The 22,199-nt window shown below is 34.1% G+C and carries 17 protein-coding genes; 4 read left to right on the forward strand and 13 right to left on the reverse strand.

Features of this window, described 5'->3' with window-relative positions:
* Positions 1 to 88: 88 nt before the first annotated feature.
* On the forward strand, positions 89 to 1,153 hold the full coding sequence (locus tag ACFSY7_RS06855; protein ID WP_380147320.1) for a M24 family metallopeptidase: 1,065 nt from the start codon (positions 89 to 91) through the stop codon (positions 1,151 to 1,153).
* A 47-nt stretch (positions 1,154 to 1,200) separates the two neighbouring features.
* Here the strand turns inward: ACFSY7_RS06855 and ACFSY7_RS06860 are convergent, their stop codons facing one another.
* The 8 genes from ACFSY7_RS06860 to ACFSY7_RS06895 form a co-directional block, all read right to left on the reverse strand.
* On the reverse strand, positions 1,201 to 1,536 hold the full coding sequence (locus ACFSY7_RS06860; RefSeq protein ID WP_380147321.1) for a nucleotide pyrophosphohydrolase: 336 nt from the start codon (positions 1,534 to 1,536) through the stop codon (positions 1,201 to 1,203).
* On the reverse strand, positions 1,533 to 3,152 hold the full coding sequence (locus ACFSY7_RS06865) for a DUF2075 domain-containing protein (protein ID WP_380147322.1): 1,620 nt from the start codon (positions 3,150 to 3,152) through the stop codon (positions 1,533 to 1,535). Before ACFSY7_RS06865 ends, ACFSY7_RS06860 begins: the two co-directional genes overlap by 4 nt.
* A gap of 108 nt (positions 3,153 to 3,260) precedes the next feature.
* Positions 3,261 to 4,691, reverse strand: a complete 1,431-nt coding sequence (locus ACFSY7_RS06870; RefSeq protein ID WP_380147323.1) for a transglutaminase domain-containing protein — start codon at positions 4,689 to 4,691, stop codon at positions 3,261 to 3,263.
* Between the two features lie 76 nt (positions 4,692 to 4,767).
* Complete coding sequence (locus ACFSY7_RS06875; protein ID WP_380147324.1) at positions 4,768 to 5,421, reverse strand: DUF3298 and DUF4163 domain-containing protein; 654 nt, start codon at positions 5,419 to 5,421, stop codon at positions 4,768 to 4,770.
* 147 nt (positions 5,422 to 5,568) lie between these two features.
* On the reverse strand, positions 5,569 to 6,219 hold the full coding sequence (locus ACFSY7_RS06880; RefSeq protein ID WP_380147325.1) for a DUF3298 and DUF4163 domain-containing protein: 651 nt from the start codon (positions 6,217 to 6,219) through the stop codon (positions 5,569 to 5,571).
* A 140-nt stretch (positions 6,220 to 6,359) separates the two neighbouring features.
* Complete coding sequence (locus ACFSY7_RS06885; protein ID WP_380147326.1) at positions 6,360 to 6,539, reverse strand: hypothetical protein; 180 nt, start codon at positions 6,537 to 6,539, stop codon at positions 6,360 to 6,362.
* A 506-nt stretch (positions 6,540 to 7,045) separates the two neighbouring features.
* Entirely contained in the window at positions 7,046 to 7,654 is a 609-nt protein-coding gene (locus ACFSY7_RS06890) for an RsiV family protein (protein ID WP_126989054.1), read from the reverse strand.
* 245 nt (positions 7,655 to 7,899) lie between these two features.
* On the reverse strand, positions 7,900 to 8,985 hold the full coding sequence (locus ACFSY7_RS06895) for a hypothetical protein (RefSeq protein WP_380147327.1): 1,086 nt from the start codon (positions 8,983 to 8,985) through the stop codon (positions 7,900 to 7,902).
* An 842-nt stretch (positions 8,986 to 9,827) separates the two neighbouring features.
* Here ACFSY7_RS06895 and ACFSY7_RS06900 point away from each other — a divergent pair.
* Complete coding sequence (locus ACFSY7_RS06900; RefSeq protein WP_380147328.1) at positions 9,828 to 10,178, forward strand: hypothetical protein; 351 nt, start codon at positions 9,828 to 9,830, stop codon at positions 10,176 to 10,178.
* Positions 10,179 to 10,220: 42 nt separating this feature from the next.
* On the opposite strand, the gene ACFSY7_RS06905 is transcribed toward ACFSY7_RS06900, so the two are convergent.
* Entirely contained in the window at positions 10,221 to 11,063 is an 843-nt protein-coding gene (locus tag ACFSY7_RS06905) for a DnaA ATPase domain-containing protein (protein ID WP_380147330.1), read from the reverse strand.
* A 13-nt stretch (positions 11,064 to 11,076) separates the two neighbouring features.
* Positions 11,077 to 11,715: a helix-turn-helix domain-containing protein gene (locus tag ACFSY7_RS06910; protein WP_380147331.1), complete on the reverse strand. Its 639-nt coding sequence runs from the start codon at positions 11,713 to 11,715 to the stop codon at positions 11,077 to 11,079.
* Between the two features lie 195 nt (positions 11,716 to 11,910).
* On the opposite strand from ACFSY7_RS06910, the gene ACFSY7_RS06915 reads away from it, so the two are divergent.
* Both ACFSY7_RS06915 and ACFSY7_RS06920 read left to right on the forward strand, forming a co-directional pair.
* Entirely contained in the window at positions 11,911 to 12,306 is a 396-nt protein-coding gene (locus tag ACFSY7_RS06915; RefSeq protein ID WP_380147332.1) for a helix-turn-helix domain-containing protein, read from the forward strand.
* Between the two features lie 165 nt (positions 12,307 to 12,471).
* The gene (locus tag ACFSY7_RS06920; RefSeq protein ID WP_139994486.1) at positions 12,472 to 12,798 is read left to right on the forward strand and encodes a nucleoside triphosphate pyrophosphohydrolase; all 327 of its coding nucleotides are present in this window, start codon (positions 12,472 to 12,474) and stop codon (positions 12,796 to 12,798) included.
* 68 nt (positions 12,799 to 12,866) lie between these two features.
* Here ACFSY7_RS06920 and dptH read toward each other — a convergent pair whose 3' ends face one another.
* The 3 genes from dptH to dptF are packed head-to-tail and all read right to left on the reverse strand — an operon-like array spanning position 12,867 to position 22,027.
* Complete coding sequence (gene dptH, locus ACFSY7_RS06925; RefSeq protein WP_380147333.1) at positions 12,867 to 18,251, reverse strand: DNA phosphorothioation-dependent restriction protein DptH; 5,385 nt, start codon at positions 18,249 to 18,251, stop codon at positions 12,867 to 12,869.
* Entirely contained in the window at positions 18,232 to 19,662 is a 1,431-nt protein-coding gene (gene dptG / locus ACFSY7_RS06930; RefSeq protein WP_380147334.1) for a DNA phosphorothioation-dependent restriction protein DptG, read from the reverse strand. Before dptG ends, dptH begins: the two co-directional genes overlap by 20 nt.
* Complete coding sequence (gene dptF, locus ACFSY7_RS06935) at positions 19,655 to 22,027, reverse strand: DNA phosphorothioation-dependent restriction protein DptF (RefSeq protein ID WP_380147335.1); 2,373 nt, start codon at positions 22,025 to 22,027, stop codon at positions 19,655 to 19,657. The genes dptG and dptF overlap by 8 nt, the downstream gene beginning before the upstream one ends.
* Positions 22,028 to 22,199: the final 172 nt, after the last annotated feature.

Here is a 22,199-nt window from a genome sequence, read left to right on the forward strand (position 1 = left end):
GTACTGCGGTGCGATTTTTTAATTTTCAAAAAAACCATTGTTGACGCCACCTTTTCGCGCTATAGTGATGCTAAAGGGAGGAATTTTCATGACTATTTTAGAAAAGCTACGTCTCATCTTAAAACAGCAAGATGTTGAGGCTTTCATCGTAATGAGCGATCAAAACCGCCGCTACTTAACAAATTTTACAGGAAGTGAGGGCGCGGTTCTCGTCACACAAACTGAGGCCAAATTATTCGTGGACTTCCGTTACACAGAGCAAGCCACAGCACAATGCCCTGATTTTACAGTGCAAGAAATTAACCCGAGACACGTATATGATGTTATTAATGCCTCGCTGAAAGAGCAAAATATTACAACACTTGCCTTTGAAGAACAGCATGTCTCATTCGCTACATATCGTATGCTAACAGCAAATATCAAGGCTACCTTACAGCCGATGTCACTGCTTGTTGAAGCAATACGCCTAACGAAAACACCTGATGAAATCGAATTAATTAAGAAAGCTGCATGGATTTCAGATGAGGCATTCATGCATATTTTGACGTTTATTAAGCCTGGCGTGACAGAACGTGAAATTGCTTTTGAGCTTGAATCACATATGCGTAAAAATGGTGCAGATGGCGCATCATTTGATATGATTGTTGCCTCAGGTACGCGCTCTGCCCTACCACACGGTGCACCGACAGAGAAAAAAATTGAAACAGGTGATATGCTGACACTAGATTTCGGTGCTTATTATAAGGGCTATCGCTCGGATATGACGCGCACGATTGCTGTTGGAGAGCCGCCTGCAGAGCTACGAAAAATTTATGATATTGTCTTAGCAGCACAGGAATTATCACTGAAGGAAATGAAAATCGGCATGACCGCACAAGAGGTCGATAGCCTATCACGCGATTACATTACCGCACAAGGCTACGGCGCACAATACGGTCATGGTGCAGGCCATGGCATTGGCCTTGATATTCATGAGGACATTTTCTTAGCACAAGGTGTTGCTACACCAGTGAGAGAAAATATGGTGCTTACAATGGAGCCTGGTATTTATATCCCTGGACTTGGTGGCGTACGTATCGAGGATGACGTCATTATGACAAAGGACGGCGCAGAGGTTATTACTCATTCACCAAAAGAATTGATTGTGCTATAGCAGTGAAAAAAGGACAGTACCTGTATGGGTACCGCCCTTTTTTTATTTTATAGCTCCGTATATTTCGATTTATTTCCCTTTGCCTTTTCAACTGGATATTTTAAGGCATTCTTTTTAATTTTTTGTTGAACAGCTTTTGCTAAATCAATCTGTGCCTCATCCGCAAATAATAATGCATAAATTACAACATCAGCGAGCTCATCTGTGATGTTATCTCGATTGACAGCTAATGCGTCTTCACTCGTTTTCCATTGGAAATTTTCAAGTAATTCACTTGCCTCTAGTGACAATGATAGCGCAACATCTTTTGGATTGTGGAATTGTTTCCAGTTTCGCTCATCCCGAAACGCTATCACCTGTTTTTGTAGTTCTTCAATTGTCATGCTTTCAGCTCCTTTAAACGCTCGCGTAATGCTTCATCATACGCATAAATATAGAGTCCATGAACGCCGCGTTTCATTAAAATATTGAGTGAATTTAAAATGATTCGTTCCTTCGCAAACTCAACATTTTCGATTCCTTCTGTCCCTGCATAAGCACCTGTATCTTTATATTTTGTTGTATCAATTCTCAAACAATCATTCACTGCATCATACTGAATAGATGGCCCAAGCACAACCCCGACATAATTCAAATCAAATCCCTGAATCGTATAAATAGAGCCCGCCTCTTGGATCGTTTCCTGACGTTCTGCCCATGTTGTAGAGCTTGCAGTTGTATTCCAGGGCATTTGATAGTCTCCTTTAGATTCCGTTACATAATAGGTTTTATTGTCTTTCTTATGTAGAAAATCAAATGTGGCAACAACGCGGCTTAATCCTACGTCCTTATTTTTCTCTTCAATTGCTTGATGTAGCTGCTGCAAGCTATCAAAACAGGCCACCTCATATTTTTCATCTACAGGTATGGGCAGTAGCTTCTTATCTTTAAAAGCATCAATCCATTTAATTATTTGATCATTGGCTTGCATACGAAATTGATTCGTTAACGGGTAAACTTTACACGTTTTTGCCGTCTGCTTTAAGTTTTCCAGTTTAGCAGCTTCCCATAGGCTCTTCAACTTCAATACTTGATTTTGGTCATAAACAATAATCACAATCTTTGCCAGCTTCATTAATTCTTCTAATTGATTATTTCCATAAAAATTATTGTATGTATCTTTGCGTGTCAATAATAAATGCGCCTCATCCACTAAAATAATATCTGCACGCTCATCATTTTTTTGAAGACGGTTAATAAGCGGTGTTGGTTTTTCAATATTTTTAGCCTTTAGATGCTTCACATTTTTAGCAATCCCTTTATAGGTCTTGAGCATTTCCTCATGATTGACGACCAAATAGTTAGTTGTTTTCTTAAGCGCCCCCTCTTCTAGCGCATACTCTTGTAAGGTGTTAAAAATCGAGCTCAGTACGACACTTTTTCCAACGCCCGCTTCTCCTTCAATAATTAACAAACTGCTTTCATCCTGGATGTGATTTTCACAAAATTCGAGTACCTCTTCTTTTAAATCCAGCTGCTCACGAGAAAGTTCTTTAAATGGCGATAGCTTGAAAATATCTTTATTTTCGATTGCATGCAGTGAATGCTGCACAAGCTTTTTTTGTCGCAATTGTTGCCATAGCTCTTGAAAGACTTCTTCATCATAAAAAGATTTTTCGTAGTAATTATGTGTCACATGGCTTACTGTTTTACTTTTATTTTGTAATAAATATTTTTCATCTCCTAAAAAGTAATTGATCAATTTCGTTTCGAGATGAAATGTTGCGGAGCGGTTAAATCGTTCATGCTGAATGAGATTGATTTGTGTTAAATTTTTACGCGCCTTATTTTTCAAATGCGCCTTCATTCTTTTTTTAAAATAAATCGTTTCCCCTATGTAAGCTTCCTTATCATTATTAAGCAAATAAATAACAGGATAATTCAAATAAGGTTCTTGCTGGCTAATGCGATTTAATGCATCATTTTTAAAATCCATCGATACGATTTCTAACGAGCTCATTGTCTAACCCCTCCATTTTTTACTTATTATATCAAAAAACACTTTTTAAAGCTGATGGCTATTTTGACAATAAAAAAAGCATGCGTTTTTATTCGCATGCTCATTACCTTACCCCTCTAATCTAAGCTCACAGTCGCCCATTAGCTCAATTCGCTCCTGCCCTACTCGCTCGGCCAACTCTTTTGGCAATGTCACAATTACTGGCTTCGTTGCTTTTAGTGGTTTTTTATTCGCGGTAAGTGAAATTTGTAGCTTGTCATGGCATAAAATATTGACAGCGACTTGCTTATAGCTATCTTGAATAAGTAGCTCGAGCCCTGCGCCGTCTGTAAAGCGGATGGCCTGTGCTTTCCCTTTATACGTACCGAACCAGCTATTGCCAAAGCCCGCAAGCTCAACATCATATGCCTCCACAGTCTCCGTTATTTCCTGAAGGGCCTCTTCTAAGCATAGTGGATCTCCTTCACGAAATGTCACAATAAGCTGTGATAATGTTCGCTTAATGGCGATGACCTCGCGTTTTTCAACACAGCTAACTTCATTTGTTGTCGTATTTAGCTTATATAAATGACGTTCATTATCGACCGAACAAAAATAGATTGCCTTTTCAAACTCCGAGCAAAATTGTACGCGTCCCTCGACTAATACGGCTGTTTTTCGTGTATCTACATTCATTTTAATAAGCTTTGCAGACGTTGGATGTGGGAAATAAATCGCATCCTCACAGTAGGTCACATCATAAAAATTCGACATGCCTTTATACGTCTCACTCAGGCACTGTGGGTAATGATTGTGATTCCAGTGGTGATCACGCTTCATAAATTCATCCGAGCGTAAAAAATAACGATAGCGAATTTCATGATTTTTCAGCTTCGAGCCTAAATCATTCCATGTCGCATCGATATGATACCACTCGCCGCCAAGCTGTACCATATTCCACGCATGCCCTAAATCACTCTCACCATCCGCCTTGCCGACCACGTAATAACAAGGAATTTGAAGCTCCTCCATCATCTTTTCAAAGAGTAAGGCATACGCCATACAAACGCCCTGCTTCTCATGCATAAACGTAAATACCGTAAACGGCGAGCCGGTTGTATTCATCTCATATTGGTGATTGCGCACGATATAGTCATGTACCGCGACAACCTTTTGCACATCACTCATATCCGCCTTAATCAATTGCTTTAAAATACGCCCAATTTCATCAACGACCCATTTATGCTCGTCACGCGACATCCGGTAATGCATCGAAAAATCAATTTTAATACGGCTCTTTGACACGTTTATATATTTGCTTTGCTGGCGTGCGCAGTGCTGTGTATGAAACGGCTGCTGTAAATGCGAAATATCAAAAGCATCCTGCAGTAGCTCACTAAGTGGCTTCGGCAGGCGCCCATTAATATGCAGCGAAAATTTTCGGTCTCCTCGTTGCATATGCGTCACTAACGCCGGTAGTAGCTGTTTCGCTGTAATTGTTGACTGCTTCAAGCCGCCGTTCGCCTGAAACGTCTGTAATGATTCAAAATAAATAGCCATCTAATTCCCTACAATCTATACATAATGGCTTTATTATAACAAAAAAAGAAGCCCGCTTTCGCCAGGCTTCTTTCTTTTATTTCATCATATACGCTGCAGGAATCGATACGGTCACCGGTCCAGCCGCATATGGTGCCACCTCATATGGTGCAAAGACGACCTTAATGCCACCTGATGCTACCCAGTAATACGGATGACCTGCAATCGTTGTTGTGCTATCTGCAAATGGATATTTTTCAGGATATCCTAGCATTTTTGCTTTGGCATATTTTTTTGCTTTCAAATATGCCGCTTCTGACTTGAATGCCCCTTTTAATGAAAGCTGTGTTCCTTTATAAACATTGTAGCTTTCATATGAAGAGTTGCCATGCGCCCCGCCATTATACACATAAAGCTGCGTTAAAATACTAACCTTCGTTGATGATTTGTATTTCACAAAGGGTGTCAGCACAGCCCAGTATTCCATATAATCTGGTACACTACCATTTGCCTTATCACGCGCCAATTGCTGATCCAATTCTTTTTGTAGCGCGTACGTTTCCTTCGCCTCATTTAGCATCTTCGCATTGACCGCTTTATACTTATCCCCGTGAATGACTGCATATTGAATCTGCTCCGTCTTATACGTCTTGACCGAAATCTTAGGTGCTGCCGCACTTGCCCCTAAACCTTGAAGCGGTAACATTGCGAGAAAGCATAGCATAATGAGTACCGTCCATAGCTTCTTCATTGAAATCACCCCTTTATTAGTTTACCTTCTTCCTTCTATTATAATATGAAAAAGCAATCAACCGTTAGTTTAATGTACTATTTTTTCTGAAAATTTAGTCTCTTAAAGCTTTAAAAAAGCCTACGAAAAAAAGCGTAGGCTTCTCTGTTATTTAATATATTTTTTGGGAATTAATACGGTTTTCATTCCATCTACATACGGTGCTACCTCATACGGATCAAATACCACTTTGATGCCGCCAGTTGATGTGAAGTAGAATGCATGACCGGCAATTGTCGACTTATTATCCGCAAATGGATAGCTGGCTGGATTATGTAGCATTTTTTGCTTCGCATATTTCTTACCATTTACGTAGGCTGAATCCGATTTAAAGGCTTTCTTTAATGATATTAGCTTACCTTTATAGACATTGTAACTTTCATAATATGAATTTCCATGTGCGCCACCATCATAAATATACGTTTGTGTTAAAATACTGATATTTGTTGATGTTTTATATTTTATAACAGGTGTTAGGCCAATCACATAATCAGTTCCCTGTAAAATCACGCCAGCCTCTTTGTCTTTCTTCATCTGCTTATCAAGCTTTTTTTGTGTAGCATAAGCTTCCTCTGCCTCTTTTTTCATCTTCGCATTGACCGCTTTATATTTATCCCCGTGAATGACTGCATATTGAATCTGCTCCGTCTTATAATGCTTGACTGAGATCTTCGGTGCTGCCGCACTTGCCCCTAAACCTTGAAGCGGTAACATTGCGAGAAAGCATAGCATAATGAGTACCGTTCCTAACTTCTTCATTGAAATCACCCCTTTATCAGTTACCTTCTTCCTTTATTATAGTCTGAAAAAGTAACCAATTGTTAGTTTAATATGTTATTTTTCTGAAAAATTAATCTTTTTTAAAAAAAGCCTACGAAAAAAAGCATAGGCTCTTTTGGTTATTTAATTTTTATCGATACGGTTTTCATTCCATCTGCAAATGAAGCTAATTCATATGGATCAAATACCACTTTTACTTCACTTGTTGATGTATAGTAAAATGCATGACCGGCAATTGTCGATTTATTATCCGCATAATGGATAGCTGGCTGGATTATGTAGCATTTTTTGCTTCGCATATTTCTTACCATTTCCGTAGACTGAATCGGATTTAAAGGCTTTCTTTAATGAAACAAGAATCCTCAGCTAGGTATTGTAAATATGATTAACAAAGCTAACCCTACTACTACTTTGTTTAAAATCTTGTTTCGATTTCTTTTTTCATTCTCTTCATCAACATATAAATAGGATATACCTAAAGCGATTAAAACGAAGAGATGGTGAATGATAAATAATGCTGTTATATCGTGTTTATTGATCAAATAAATCATATAGACAAGATATAAGCCTACTATACTAATGCTAATGTAAAAATAGACTCTTTTTTGTGTTTCTAAACTTAGTATTAAAAAAACTGGACTTGCAATTAAAAAGATAAACGTACAAATGACTTCACTATTCAACGATGCTTTCCTCTATTCCTATGTACACGTGATTTCCCACTACAGCTTATTATACGCTTTTTTCCTCATACAAAAACACCTCAAAGCTGTCCATGCTCTGAGGTGCTTTTTAAATTAGTTCATTATTTTAATTGAGATTTTGGAATCGATACGGTTACGAAACCATCTGCATATGGTGCTACTTCGTATGGATCAAATACGACTTTAATGCCGCCTGTTGATGTGAAGTAGAATGAATGACCTGCAATTGTTGTTTTCTTATCTGCTAAAGGATATTTCTTTTTATTATCTAAAACTTTTGCTTTCGCATATTTTTTAGCATTTAAATACGCTTTTTCTGATTTGAAAACGCTTTTCAATGATACTTCTTTGCCGTTAATTGTGTTGTAGCTGATTGCAGTGAAGTTACCATGTGCTGCATCATCTGCTGTTTCTGACATCACAGAAAGAATACTTACTTTGCTCGCTGATTTAAATTTCACGATAGGTTTTAATGCCATTTCAGTTTTTTCAGCAGCTTGGTAGTCATACGCTTTTTTTGCTTCTTTTTTCATTTTTGCATTTACTGCTTTGTATTTGTCCCCAGCAATAACTGCGTATTGAATATCGTCTGCGCCTTTATAGTCTTTAATAGATACTTTTGGTGCAGATGCTGCTTGAGCCCCAATGCTTTGAACTGGTACTGCCACCATAAAACCTAACATTGCTGCTGTTGCTACTAATTTTTTCAAATAAAACACTCCTTAGAACTTATTTTTACTATTTCCATTATAATACAATTTTTTATAGTTAAATGGAGATAGGTAAATTAACAAACTATTTATAAATCAATTTCTTATTAGATATTTAAGCATTTTAATACAACATATAATGGTAAATTTCCATCTTATAGTACAGGACGGTACGTATTCCAAAAAGTTCCTAGGTTTTTCCACCAAATAAAAAAAGTCACACATCGGTGTGACTCTCTCTCCATTTAAAGCTCTGTATCAATGGTTAAATTATAAATATGCGCGTCTACATCATTTTCAAAAATATAAAATTCGTGATTCCAATAAGAGATATCTACCCTATCAAGCGGCCAGTTGTTTTTTTGGGTAAAGGGCTGTTCGGTTACGACACCATTTTCAACCGCAAATACATGCAGCGCATTATTTACCTCTGTAAGAATGGCATCATTCTTAAAGCCACTTAACGAGTCTACTTCTACCGTTTTTTGGTCTGCAAATAACGCACTTTCCTTTTTATCTTTCATGTTATATGTCATCAGTTTATTTTTATCAAATTGTCCTTGCTTTAAATTATCCACATACACAATTGTATGCTCATCAATAAAAGTTAGCCAATCTGGATTTTTCGCTGTAATAGGGTACTTTTTGTTCGTTTTTTTCTTCGTATCCTGTACATGAAGCATCATTTTTTCTGATGATTTATCAATATAAGCAATCACACCATCGCGAATCGTGTAATCAGAAACTTTCCATTTATCCTTAGAAACGGTACGGATGGTTTTGCGTTTTTGTGTTGTTAAATCATAGGTCATCAGCTTTGTTTGCTTCGTAACTTGCTCATGCTCTGCCCATACAACAAGGTCACCCGAAATCTCTGGAAAATCGGTATACACTGTATCACTTGTTGTGCCGAATGACAGCGTCTTGTTTGTTTTTTCATTAAATGCGTAGAATTTTGTGCTACCTCCTAGATCATCTCCGTCTACCCAGATAATCCAGTCTCCGCTATTTTTTAAGCCCTGTGTTGCCGCTTTATCTAAATTAGAATGGAAAATACTTTTATACGCACCAGATGTTCGGTCAATTTTCACAATCTGATTAGCAATCGATGCAGAACCTGGCTCACATACGGCCACGTAAATAAAATCATTCGTTGCTATGTAACTCGTTAAATTCGTATAAGGTAATTTGACGTCATCCTTCAGTTTTTCATCCTTGATCATCGTATAGCCTGTGCTACGCTCACTCTTCTTATTAGCACCCACTGTTAAAAAAATCGCCATGCCGATAACAACGGCGATGATGCCCGCTATTAGCCCTTTTTTCCTCAATACAACCTGCTCCCTACGCAATTTACTTTTGCTATCTCTTATAAGAACGTTCCAATAATGAAACAGTTGCATTTTTTTGAATTTCTTACAAAAAAGATCGCTTTTACGGCCTTTCACAAACTATTATCTTTTAGCTTCATCTGGTTAAATACGTCGGCTCCCTGCTCATCGATATGCTCAAAAATCTGTGCGCTTTCCTTTTCATAAGTCATTATACGAAAATTTTCATCATAGCCCTTTACTGAATAGACAGGTTGCTTCCCTATTGTTGAGGCGAATTCTTCGTTAAAAATGCTTGGTCATTCCCTTTTGAGCCTGCTTCACTAGATTCACTGCCTTCACCTCCATAGATTAGACGGGGAATGGATTGATTTAGCTTTAGATTTTTTTAAAAGATTGTTACTATTGATTAAAAAGATTATTTTCCCATAATTTTCTATTTAAAATCGAGTATGATAATATATAGAAATGGAGGCTGAATACTTTTGAATATCAAAACGTTTATTTTCGGTTTTATCATTGTCTATCTATTAATTAGCTTTCCTACAATGTTAGAACTTGGGTATGTTATTGATTGGATTCCAGAAACAACTCTACTATAAAAATTTAAGGTATATGTGGTTGAAGGACTTACAAGTAACTATCTTATCAAAATGGTAATCTCAGTAATTTTTAGTGTCATCTTTAGTCTGTTCATATCTAAACGCAAAGCAAATAAAAGCAAGTGAATTCGACCTCTTACTATGGGGGATTTTCTTATGCACACCTTAGCATTTCAACTGTTGTGTAATTAGATTTTGACACATACATTGCACAGCATTTATAAGAAAGGAGGAGACCCATTGGACAAAGAATTAGAAATAAAACAATTAAAAGCCTGGACACGACGACTTGTCCTATTTATCGTCTGTACACCAATTTCTATTATTCCATTTATACACTGGTTTGGTTTAAGCGGTTTAATTGGCACCGCCCTATTTTTCATTGCCGCAGCCATCGCCACATATAAAATTGAAATCATTAAAAAAAGCAACCATTTAAAGACCCCACAGGATATCTCAGCATTTTACACTGGAAATGCTACAGAACAATCCGCACCATCACATCGTAAAGTGCGTATTATCGTATTTACAACTACATTTCTTATAGTTGGTGCGATTGCATGGATCAGCTTCTCCACGATTTTAGGCTAATCAGTCGTTGTAAAATAACTTGTATAAACGTGAAACAGCCTGCTAAAACCCAAGCAAGCGCTTATCAGGTGTATCTTTAAAAAGAATATGCTCCACCTTACGCATTGCGCGCGACATCATTTTTTTATCATACATGGGTGGAATGAAGCGGCCGCCTTCTCGGTAACCTGTCAAAAGCCGCTGCCCACTTAAATTTGTCGTAATAATCGTCGGCTTATGCTGGCGACTATTTAATATACTTCGTAGCACATTGCTCGTATACTCACTCGCCCGCTTATCGCTATAAATATCCCCAGTTTCCGCACCTAAATCATCGAGTACGAGCACATCCGCCTTACTCGCGAGCGTCACAAAATAATTTTGCGTATACATACTTTCTCTGTTACCCACACTATCACGCATCAGCTCCATTGTCCGACCAAAATCTAAAAATAAAGTACGTCGATTTTGCGGTGAAGCCTCATTGACCTGCTGTAAAATACTCATCGCCAAATGACTTTTCCCGCATCCCGTCTCCGGCGACTGAATCCATACATTAAACACCTCGCCCTGAATAAAGCGCTCTGCCACACGAACCGCGAGCATTTTATTCAGCTGCTCCTCCTCTGTCTCTGCTATAAAATTATCAAAATTTGCCTGCCGAATCGTATCATCCTGAATAATCGAATGCCGACTAAGCGTGCGGTAGCGCTCCAATCGCTCAATATCGAGACAGCGCTTTTGCTCAGCAGCCTCTATTTGCTGATGCAGTGCCTCTGTGCCACAAAAAGGACATTGAGACACCTCATATGTCGGTGGTAAGTATAGAAAGTCACTCTGATGACGCATACAATAATTCGACTTATCCCACTGTAAGGCACTCAGGACATCGCGTATATTTTTCATGCTAAACACTCCTTTAAAATGGAATTTTCACACCACCAAAAGACGTCGACAACAATGAATTTTTCAGTAAATAATCCGCGTAAAAAAGAACAGGCCTTCCTTTCGTATGTGCCTGGCTTAAGGCTTCTGTAATGACCGCCACATCCTTATATGTTTCCACTAAGCCCGCTAATTCAGGAGGAGCCGCTTCACCCGTAAGCTCCGTATAAAATGCCGCGAGCTCCTTTATTTTTAAACTGTTATTAATAAGATTGTTATTAGTAAACCTGTTACTTATAGCGGCTACGTCCTGTTCCGCTACATATTGTTCGGTTACGCCCTGTTGCCCTACCGTTTCGTGTGGCAACGAATCGTTACCATAACAAATCGACTGCGTCAGCACATAAACATTATTCGAAAAACCATTCGCCGCACGCTGCCTTTTTATCTCCATATAGCCACGCTCCACCAGCATTTTTCGATGCGTCAAAAACCGCTTCTTTGAAATATTCAGCTCATGACAAATCAGCTCCACACTAGGATAGGCCTCAAATCGATTGCCCGCAAATGCCGCCAAATACGCATAAATCGCCTTCGCCTCAATAGATAAACTTTCATCACGCATCACCAGTTTTGGAATGATGCCATAGCCCTCTGCAAGAATTGACTTCATATTGGATGCTCCTTTTGTTTGTGTAAATTTGTATAGATACAAAATGACTCCCCTGAAAACTACACTTAATTTGCTTATATTGCAAATATAATTCATTTTAATATAAAAAGTCAATAAAATTGCATTTTTAGCAAATATAAATTGCAGATAATGCAAAAATGTTAAACTGAAGGTACTAAGTAAAGGGGGATCGTAATGGACTTATCAATTTTAGGGGAGCGTTTAAAAGAATTACGTGACGATTACCATTACAAACAGAAAAAAGTAAGTGATGATTTAGGCATTACAATTTATCAATTGTCTCGCTATGAAAATGGCTTAAGTAATCCAACACCTGACCTCTTAAATGCTTTGGCAGACTATTATGATGCCTCAGTCGATTATTTATTAGGCCGTATTCATGTTAAAAAAATCACATCTGATACATATGTTCATCTAACACCTACACAAAAAAGCATCTTAGATTTCTTTGAAAACAGCCCCTCTCTTTCATTTGATGAAACAGAAGCGGAAACCTTGCAAAAGGCATTAGAGGACTTAGAAACATATTATGAGTTTTTGAAATTTAAGGCGCAAAAAAAGACCTGGTGATGAGAATCGCTAGGTCTTTTTTTGATTAAGATAGATTTAAAAATCGTATAAAGGCCTAGTTTTCTAAAGTTATTATTATGCACTTAGCTTAGCCAGTCAGCCATTGCACTTTCCAAAATTTCACTTTATCATAACTATATATTAACTAATTGAGGTGACAGGAAGATGCCAGTATACAATAAATTAATTCGAGACCGTATTTTAGAAATTATCGCAGCAGATGGGCTTGCGTATAATTCACGCGTGCTAAAACCTGAGGAGCATTTGACAGAAATCAAAAACAAGCTCTATGAAGAGGTCAAAGAATTTGATGAGACGACTACAAAAAAAGAAGCTATTGAAGAAATGGCCGATGTGTTAGAGCTACTACATGCCGCACTAAAGGTCTATGATACAGACTTTGATGAGCTCGAGGCTGTTCGCGTGAAGAAAAAGCAAAAACGCGGTGGCTTTGATGAGGGCTTATATTTGATTGATGTCGAGGATAAGTAGATGAGGTTAATAAAAAAACTGTATCCTTATTGTCTATTACAACAAGGATACAGTTTTAAATTTTAGTTTTAGTCTTTAAAACGAATAATTCTACTTTCCAGACTAGAAATATTTAATTTTACATTTAGATTTGGTGATAGCTCACCATTTTGCATTGTCGCACCTGAGAAAATACATTGTCCTTTTTGTAAGGCTACAAGTCGTTCTTTCCATTCATCTCGTTGTGCTTTATCACTCGAAATAAATTTCGTAATTGTTGGAATTTCACTCGCTGGCGGATTGAAGTACAATTTTGTTGCAGCATTCTGTAAACGAATTAATTCATCATTTTGTAATGTGCTTAATGATTGTGTTGCGTACCATCCTGAAATACCAAATTTACGCCCTTCTGTAAGCATATAAGCAGATGGTGAACCTTCTCGATGATCTAAATTTTGCGCTTCATCCATTACAATTGATAAAGGTTTATTTTGATTCCCATGAATCGTTGCAAAATACCATAAATCCCATAAAATAAATTCAACAATTAATAATTGAACCTGTCTTGTATATCCTTTTAATTGAATAATAAATACATCGCCTTCTGTTTCCAAATGTTCTTTCCAATCAATTGATTCTGTTGTAACAAATGGATTTCTATCTATTAACGGTGCTATTTTTGATAAAGTAGTACCTGCAGTTGACGAATCTTCTTCTTCCAGTAACACTCTTAGTGAAGATAGTGACATTTCATCCCCGTACCTGTTCAACCCTCTTAAAACAAGTTCATAGATAAGATTTTCTTGTTGAGCGCCTAGTTTATAAACAGCTGAAAAAATACTTTTAACACGTTCGGCTATATCTACATCCGATTGACTTTGATAATCTCCATCACCTAGTACATCTTCTTGGTAACGTTTAAATGGATTAATTGGTAATTTATCTTTAATTACACTTCGTTGTTTTAAACGTTCTCCCAATTCTTCAACAAACACTGAATCCAACTGATTTTTCAAGAAACTATCTGTATAGTCGACAACAATGCTACTTACACCTTGTTTCGATAGTTCTAAAAGTAAACATTGCATAAGATACGTTTTCCCATTACCTGATGCTCCAGAGATTAGTAAATGTCTATTGGTTATTGCACCAGCACCATATTTACCATATTCCCAAAATACTTTTTGGTCCTGGTCTTCAACTTCGCCAATTTCGACTCGAACAGTTTCTAAATCAAATGGTTTTTTCGAGTTTTTTTGTTCTTCAATAACAAAATTCTCGTTAATTACTTCCTCTTTTACTAGGGCTATGGATTCTTGTACTGACTCTTGTACTGGTTCTTGTACGGGCTCTTGTTCTTGTACGGGCCCTTCATCAGTAGTTAAATCTACTTTAGTTTCTGTTGATACAGTTGAATTTTCAACTTCTATATTTACAGTTATTAAAGAATCTGCTTCTTCTTGAATTGGTGCTTGTTTATATACGGTTCCATCTGTTGAAAGACTATACTTAGTCGGTTCAACTATCTTTTCTACATAATCAGGATTGTATTTTACATTTAATAACTCTGCTTTACTAAAATCAGATGATTCTTCTTGAATAAATACTCGAAGTTCTTCAAATGTTTTAATAATTCCACTGTATCCATCATTCATTGTTAGATTTAAACTCATAATATTTGTTTCAATATCTCTAACCGCACTGCGGCAATCTGCATCTTTTTTAAATGAAACGATTGTACCCTTACCAATGTATTTTGTTAAACTATTAGAAAATTCTACATCACGTTTTAATAATTTACTATGAAGTTCATCATTAATTTCGTAGTTTTTTTCAGGCCATAGTCCGCTATTTTGAAGCTTTTTAGCATTTGCTATAAATAACTGAATAAAGAAATTCTCATAGAACTTTGTAGTAAAGCTTTCTTTATCACTATTTACTAATACATCTTGGAATATTTTATATGTTTTCTCAATTTGGTTTGTAGCTTTTTTCAATACATCCGGATTATTATGACCTATTTTAACTTCAACAGGATAGAAGTGAAGTTTACATTTTCCATTATGTTGCTCTAAGCCAATTAATAATAAATCGTCACTCGTTTCACCAGATACACCTAAATTTTTCGCTGTGAATATACCATCATTCTTTGATAAATGGTACACTCCCACGACTCTGAGTATTTCTTCTAATGAAATTGGAACCCACATGATTTTTGAATGTTCAAAGTAAGATAATGTATACTTAATTGCTGATGCCAGGCTAAGTTTTTCACGCCCATACTCTCCATTACTACCAATAATTCTTAATAGCCATTCTCCATTAAATGTATTAAAAGTAGTAATCGCATTCGTAATTTGTTGCTCCGTGCTTTCAACTTCTTTTTCAAGTAAATATTCTTTTATCACTGTTGCATACTGTTTCGTCTTATTAGTAACAGTTATTGCATCATATCTACTTGAAGATGAATATTGATCACTATAATGAATAATCACTAAATTATCATCTACACGTTTAAAAAATTCTAAGTCTACACCTGGGTCTATAAACGTCACCCAATTGGAATGTTTAAAAAGAAGCTTAATTTTTTCATAATCCATAGCACCAATATTTGATACTGTTGATTGTTTTTTTCTATATCCACTCATACCACCATTATCTTTAATATTAGCTGTTAATTCATTTACTTTTTCAGCCGTATTAAGTAGTAATTCTGAGCTTTCAATATCATAACCTTTTGTCCCAAACCCACTTTTATACATAGAATCACATTTCATAGATGGAACAGAATTATAAATCCCCTCTAATGAAATACCCGTCAACATATCACTATTATTTTGAATACCATAATATTTTTGAGTTTCCAATTTATAAAAACTAATATGCGCATAACGTAAATCATCATTAATTACCATTTCTTTTTTATAAAACCAAATGTTATTACGAATAATATTCATCACATCGTCGGAATCTAGTTCATTTGTTTTTAATTTAACAGAAAACATTTCTTCAAATTCTTCTGATGTTTGGGCTTGTGATAATAAGTCAAACGCAGTTTCATTCAATCCATCTGAATAAATGGTTACTTCTAAAATTTTTAAGTTCTTCTCACCATTTTTTTTACTTAAACGTTCAATCATCCAGTTTATTAAACCTCTTACAACTTCTAAATCATTCGTAATATTTATTACATTGATTTGAAGAGGGGCTCTAGATTGTGGTAAGAATAAATAACTGAAATGATTTTCAAATTGTTTTAACTTATCTTGTACTACTTGAGCAAGATATTGGTTTGCATCTGCAACTGATACTTGATCAATAGGTTTAAAGAATTGCCATTCTTTCAATGAACTTTGATTATCTGGTTTATAAAGTTGATTATCAAAATACATTAATGGTAATAGCGCATCTGGAGATAATCGATTAAGCATATTTGTATTAATATCTTCATTTTTTAGCATATTATATAATTCTAATTTATACGCGACCATTAATGGATGATATGGAGTTAAATATACAACGTCTTTTGCAACAATCGTTCCGAATTTAAATAAGTCTATACCTTTATTTAAAACTGGTTTCTCTTCTTCAAATTCATCTACTAAAGTTAGATAAGTTTTAACGTAATTGATTGCACGCTCACGATATTCATTATCAACATAAGTTAAAGTAGAAATGGTTTTTTTATTAATAAAATATTGAATAAAATAACTATAGTTTTCTTTAAGTCTATCATCAATATCGAGCTCTAACTCTTTTAAATGGTCCCCATCGGCTTCAGCATGAAAATAATATTTTTCTAACCATGTATTTTCCCATTCTAAAAATGTACTATAGGTACTTTCAATATAATATTCATGAGTTCCTTGAATTAAACGATTACTTTCTCGATTCCAGAAAAAGTTTAAAGACTTTTCTCTCAATAATTTTGAAATAACATCAGCTTTAATAGGCAAAGATGCAATTGATTCCGTGTGTAATGTCATTGGTATTACTATATTATTAACTTCTACTTTAATTAGTAACTCTCCTGAATCATTAAATTGTGAAGTATCAAAATTCACAACATAATTTTTTTCAATATCTTCAATTTTCACGATAGGATTTTCATCATTTAAAACTAACTCTTCTTTTACAGGTGAATTCATCTTCCCTAAAGTTACTTGATCATTTTCGTACGCACAGATAAATTTTTTCTTATTTGGCGCGACTTCAAATTTCGTCTTATACTTTTCAAATATTAATGGCTCACACGGTAAAATTAGAACTTGGAATTTTATAGTAAGTGTTGAACTGTCACCTTGTTTAAATGTGTACCGAATATAACTAGGTTTCTGTGAATCCTCAATGGTAAAAGTAAGGTCAATATTTTTCTTTTTTATATTTTCTTCCGTTGTTAGATTCTGAACATAACTTTTGTTTAATCCTTTTTTATTTAAACTTTGTAATTTACCTGATAAAGAAAAAGGAATTGTTATACTTAGATTTGAATCAAAATTAGGATTAAAAATAATAATATGTCTATTACGTCTAGATGCAGCTTTATCATTTATAGAACGGTCCCAATAATTATGACCTTCTATAATTTTCATGCTATTTTCATCATATTCAATTTTCGAACTTTTTTGTGCTTCATTAAATTTTTCAGCATCTTTAAATACTTTAGAAAATTCGACCTCATTCCACTCTTTACTCTTAAGGTCTGGAATAATATTATTTGTAAATTTCTTTTCCAGTTGCTCTTGTTCACCCCCGTAACTATGAACATCACTAACATAAGAAAATAATTCTTTATTGTTAGCAATTCGACTTTCTACTTCTTTCCCTTTAAAACTTGTTAAGTCTGGGTCATAAAACATACCAAATTCTTTATACGCAGACTTTTCAATCTCACCTTTTTGAATCATTTCATAAACTTTTGCGAAATCTAAAAAGCTCGTATTATACATTTCTGATTCTCTATAGATTCTTTTCAATGTATCTTTAAAAATCATCGCATGAACTTTATCAATTGATAATTCTGCAACTAAACTTACTAACTTATCGTGTACTACTTTAATATTCAATGGCATATCATTTTTCAATAAATTCGTACTACCACCTGAAATCGTTTCTAATTGTTCATTTAAGACGCTAATAAGAGCAGTTCCTTCAAACTCCCCTTCTTGCAATGAAACATTATTACGAATTTTCGCAAGAAAATCTGGTGTAACATTTTTTGAAGTTCCTGCGATTAAAACTTTTATGCCAGATTTAGTCATAAACATTGGTACTTGAAATGGGGTTTTATCATTTGAATAATTATAAGAAAATATTTCTATTCCATCTGTATTTTTAAAGGCTTCCATTAATTGAGCGACTTCTTCTGGCATATCTAAATGTATATAAAATCTGTCACCTTTATTTACTTCATTACCATCAATAAAGAAATCTTGAATTTGTTGAATAGTAAATTTATAAAATTCTTTTGACATATTGAGCATCCCCACTATCACTTTTTTTATCTAAAATATTATGACTGTTATAAATATTGATTACTTCTTCTCTTGAATATGCATCTAATAAAATCCCTCGGTGCTCTAATTCTTCAAAAACTAATTTTAAAGGCATTCTTTCTTCTTTTACAATGACACTTGTTAAGAGGATTAATACTTCATGTTTTAGATTGAAAGAATTCCCTAGACTGCCTCTAGATTTAATAAATTGTTTATCCCCAATATTTTTAAAAGCAGAAGCTACTTTTTTAGAGGCATCCTTATGTAATCCTTTTTGAACTTTTTTAACATAGAACCTCATAAGTTTATCAAAATCTGAAGGAATATCTTCACATTCGATTTTTTGCCATTCACAATATTTTTGAATCCACAATTGAACCTTCTGAATAAAGTCCCTCATCAATTCTTCATTGTTTTCTAATTCAAAATTCTCTTTAATTTGACTATATAACAACACTGTATTTCGCTCATTTAATGTCATATCACCTTTTTGAAGAACGTTATAACTTAATTGAGATAGTGTATTGATATGAGAAAACAGATATTGTGCACGTCTATTTACTTCTTCAAATGATTGAATAGCTTTAGATTCTTTTCTTCTTTTTGATAGCTTTTCATTATCTAAAATAAAATGAAATGGTGTTGCTACTTCATGGTTTGCTTCTGTATAAGATTCTGCTTTGAAAATAAATTGTCCTACATACATAAATAAATAATATTGAGTTAATAAACCAATATCTTTAAAGAAACGGTCTTTATTTTGCTGAAGGAAGGTTACATCTTCTTTATATAAATCTGTCATAAAAGGTAACACAGATTTATATTCAGGCAAGTGTTCTTTTTCATTTGGTTCAATTAATTTTGAAGCACTATTCAAAATAGCTTGTGTAAGAATGTTATCTGCACTTGTTTCATTAAATATTTCTTTTAATTTCGTACCATTCCCAAAGCAATTCGCTAGAAATACACCATAAGATTTAAATTCTTTATCCACTGTAGATTGATTGAAATTTATTAGATTAAACAGATAAGGATGTATAGGAGTGAATTTCTCATTACTGAATAAGAAACTATTTATCATTTTTGAAAATTCAAATTCATCATCTGTTTTTTCTTCGCTGTTATTAAAGAAATCTGCAGCAATAAAAGAACTCAAACTATATATTTCATTATTTTGATTTTCATATTCAATTTCTTTTTTAGTTGTTTTTTTTAACTTATTTTGTGTAATTTCTAAAATGTAATTCCCAAGAATACTTTCAAAATTATTAGAAACTAATCCATATTTCGATCTTGTGTTGAAAGGGAAAATTTTAAAAGCATTTCCTGTTTCATGCTTATTTCCTTTTAACAGTAACTCTTCTAAATCTTCAACAAAAAAACTATCCATGCATATTCTCCTTTTCAAACTTAATGCCTTCAAAGTAATCTCTGCTCACTTTATAAAACCTTTTTTCTTTTACAAAATTAAGTAAAACTTCTTCTTTTTGATTTCCATAAGTTAAAATTTTTGTGATAAATGTAACAAAGTTAACTGCTTTTTCTTTGTCTGATTTATTTGGTCTATAACCGTCTAAAACTTTTTTAATCAATTTATATAAAACATAATCAATATTTACAGTTGCGTAATTATCATTTTCTTTTGATTTAAAACCAATTACAATTTGCGTTGTAAATGCTTCAATATTTTGACCATTAGTAGGTACTTCTCTAGTTATTTCTTTTGGAATAAATGGCTCTATATCTAATTTTTCAGCAATCAAGTAGTCTCTGTTATTATTTTCAATATAAATATATTTTTTATAATTTGTTGGAGAACCTTGCCACGCAAAAATTGCATCTTCAACTTCTTTAAATAACATTTTTAGTCCTCTAAAGTTATTACAGTTAAAATCATATAAATATGACAGATAATCTAAATATGTTTGGTCTTCTATGGCTGAAGCAAATTTCTCATCCTTTAGATATTGGAATATAATATAATATTCTATTAAAGCATTTGTATCGAGCATTTCTTCTCTTTCCATATCAAAAGCAGCTGTCAGTAAATCTTTATATGATTCACTTTCAATATTATTTAATACTTTCGAAACTTTTTCTTCTGCTGTATTCAAGCGAATAATAATATCATCTATATGTTCACTTCTAATATGGAACGGATGGTAATCTGCAATTTTTTTAAGTATCTTAGATTTAGTAGGATGCTTAAAGAGCAAAGCTGGAAGCGATTGATTTAATTCTTCTTCTGCGCTCCAATAAAGCAGATTTTTGAAATCTCCTGGTAATACAATATCTGCAATAAAATCTAAAAAATCACGTGCAGAAATAGAATTTTTTTCTGTTACCATTAATTTAATAAGTAATTGTGTGATTTGATGTTGAATATCTTTTTCACATAATAATTTATAGTTTTTGTGTAAAATAGTTTTATCCAAATTACGTTCAACATCTAATTTATAAGCAATGTGGAACGGATTTTCGTCACTTTCATCACAAATTTTGGCTAACAATTGTTTATAGAAGCTTGAGTCTGCACCATGCGCTGAAATTTCATACATATGATAATCACCGAAACTCAATAAATCAAATTGATTTGCAGACTCTTTGACAACTACTTTTGAAGTGAAAAGGCCTGATTTTTCTACGAATCCTCTTAGTTGTGTAAAATGAAAATTTTCATGTTCCATGCTAATAAAATTATTTAAAATACCCATATTAATAGCTAAAATCACTTTATCATTTTCAGTTTCTTTATCCATATTTTCGTCTGAAAAACCACTAAGTAATTCTTCTAATGTTTGCATCGCATTTTTATCAGGGGCAGAACTTTCTGTCGCATCATTTATAACATAATATTGAGCAGCTAATTCTTTTTCATGTTGATTCAAGTAAGCAACTAAATGTGATTTCCCATCACCTACATTCCCACACACAAAAATTAAATTCTTTTTACTTTCTTTACGATTTCTCACGATATCTAATAAATCATTTTCAATCGGTCTAGTAACATGCATATATTCTTTAAAAGCATCGAATTTATTAGCATGGTCCACTGCTTCACTAGATTGTGCACGAAGTTTGCTCAATTCATATGCTAAATAACTCCCGTTTATATCTAATTTTTCAAATTCCCCTCGCCAATCTCTATTTGAATCAGTTATTGGAATATAATTAGCTTGGTCCTCATTTTTATTTGAATCTACAGAAATATCCATAATTTTTTGCTTATCAGTTAATGCCTCAATTTTCTCTGCAATAATAGATTCAATTAATTCTTTTTGATTAACTTCGGATTCCTTCGCTTGAGCTTTGGCTTTAGATATAGGAGAAATATATGCAGGAACAATAATATTATGGTCTCCATAATTTTCTACAAACCATTTCGCTATTTCATATACTTTTCTATGTACAACAATAGCTTCACTAATATCTATTGTATTTGGGTTATGGACAGCTCTATTTCCTGTAATACGAACTTGTTCAAAGTTCCCTTTCATATCTCTCGTAATATACTCTTCATCAAACAATTTACCTATTTTATTTACCAATTTCAATGAGTAATCATCGTTAAATGTTTTAGTTAATGCAGGCTCTAACTTCCAAACCTTCTCTGTCACTTTTTCAATGAATTGTCGGCCAAGAATTGCTGCATTATCATGGTCCTCAAAAAGTCTTTTTTCCAATTTAGTAAGTAAATTACTTAAATCTATATCTACTTCTTCAATAAACCCAAACAATAATTCATTCTCTTCCATTATTTCATCTCCTTAACCGATATATTTATTACATACTACCATATTCACTAATTCATGCGGATCTCTACAATAAATCTGTAATAAAATCGATAATTTTATAAGCATTTTTTCACACAAAAACATCAAAAAGGGCGATTTTTAAGTTATATTAAAATAAAATTTTTTCATTATG

This window comes from Kurthia populi (assembly GCF_042686175.1).
In the GTDB taxonomy this organism is placed as follows: Bacteria; Bacillota; Bacilli; order Bacillales_A; family Planococcaceae; genus Kurthia; species Kurthia populi.

Coding starts and splice junctions, on each gene's coding strand:
- ACFSY7_RS06855 (WP_380147320.1), top strand. CDS start 89: ATGACTATTTTAGAAAAGCTACGTCTCATCTTAAAACAGCAAGATGTT.
- ACFSY7_RS06860 (WP_380147321.1), bottom strand. CDS start 1,536: ATGACAATTGAAGAACTACAAAAACAGGTGATAGCGTTTCGGGATGAG.
- ACFSY7_RS06865 (WP_380147322.1), bottom strand. CDS start 3,152: ATGAGCTCGTTAGAAATCGTATCGATGGATTTTAAAAATGATGCATTA.
- ACFSY7_RS06870 (WP_380147323.1), bottom strand. CDS start 4,691: ATGGCTATTTATTTTGAATCATTACAGACGTTTCAGGCGAACGGCGGC.
- ACFSY7_RS06875 (WP_380147324.1), bottom strand. CDS start 5,421: ATGAAGAAGCTATGGACGGTACTCATTATGCTATGCTTTCTCGCAATG.
- ACFSY7_RS06880 (WP_380147325.1), bottom strand. CDS start 6,219: ATGAAGAAGTTAGGAACGGTACTCATTATGCTATGCTTTCTCGCAATG.
- ACFSY7_RS06885 (WP_380147326.1), bottom strand. CDS start 6,539: ATGCGAAGCAAAAAATGCTACATAATCCAGCCAGCTATCCATTATGCG.
- ACFSY7_RS06905 (WP_380147330.1), bottom strand. CDS start 11,063: ATGAAAAATATACGCGATGTCCTGAGTGCCTTACAGTGGGATAAGTCG.
- ACFSY7_RS06910 (WP_380147331.1), bottom strand. CDS start 11,715: ATGAAGTCAATTCTTGCAGAGGGCTATGGCATCATTCCAAAACTGGTG.
- ACFSY7_RS06915 (WP_380147332.1), top strand. CDS start 11,911: ATGGACTTATCAATTTTAGGGGAGCGTTTAAAAGAATTACGTGACGAT.
- ACFSY7_RS06920 (WP_139994486.1), top strand. CDS start 12,472: ATGCCAGTATACAATAAATTAATTCGAGACCGTATTTTAGAAATTATC.
- dptH (WP_380147333.1), bottom strand. CDS start 18,251: ATGTCAAAAGAATTTTATAAATTTACTATTCAACAAATTCAAGATTTC.
- dptG (WP_380147334.1), bottom strand. CDS start 19,662: ATGGATAGTTTTTTTGTTGAAGATTTAGAAGAGTTACTGTTAAAAGGA.
- dptF (WP_380147335.1), bottom strand. CDS start 22,027: ATGGAAGAGAATGAATTATTGTTTGGGTTTATTGAAGAAGTAGATATA.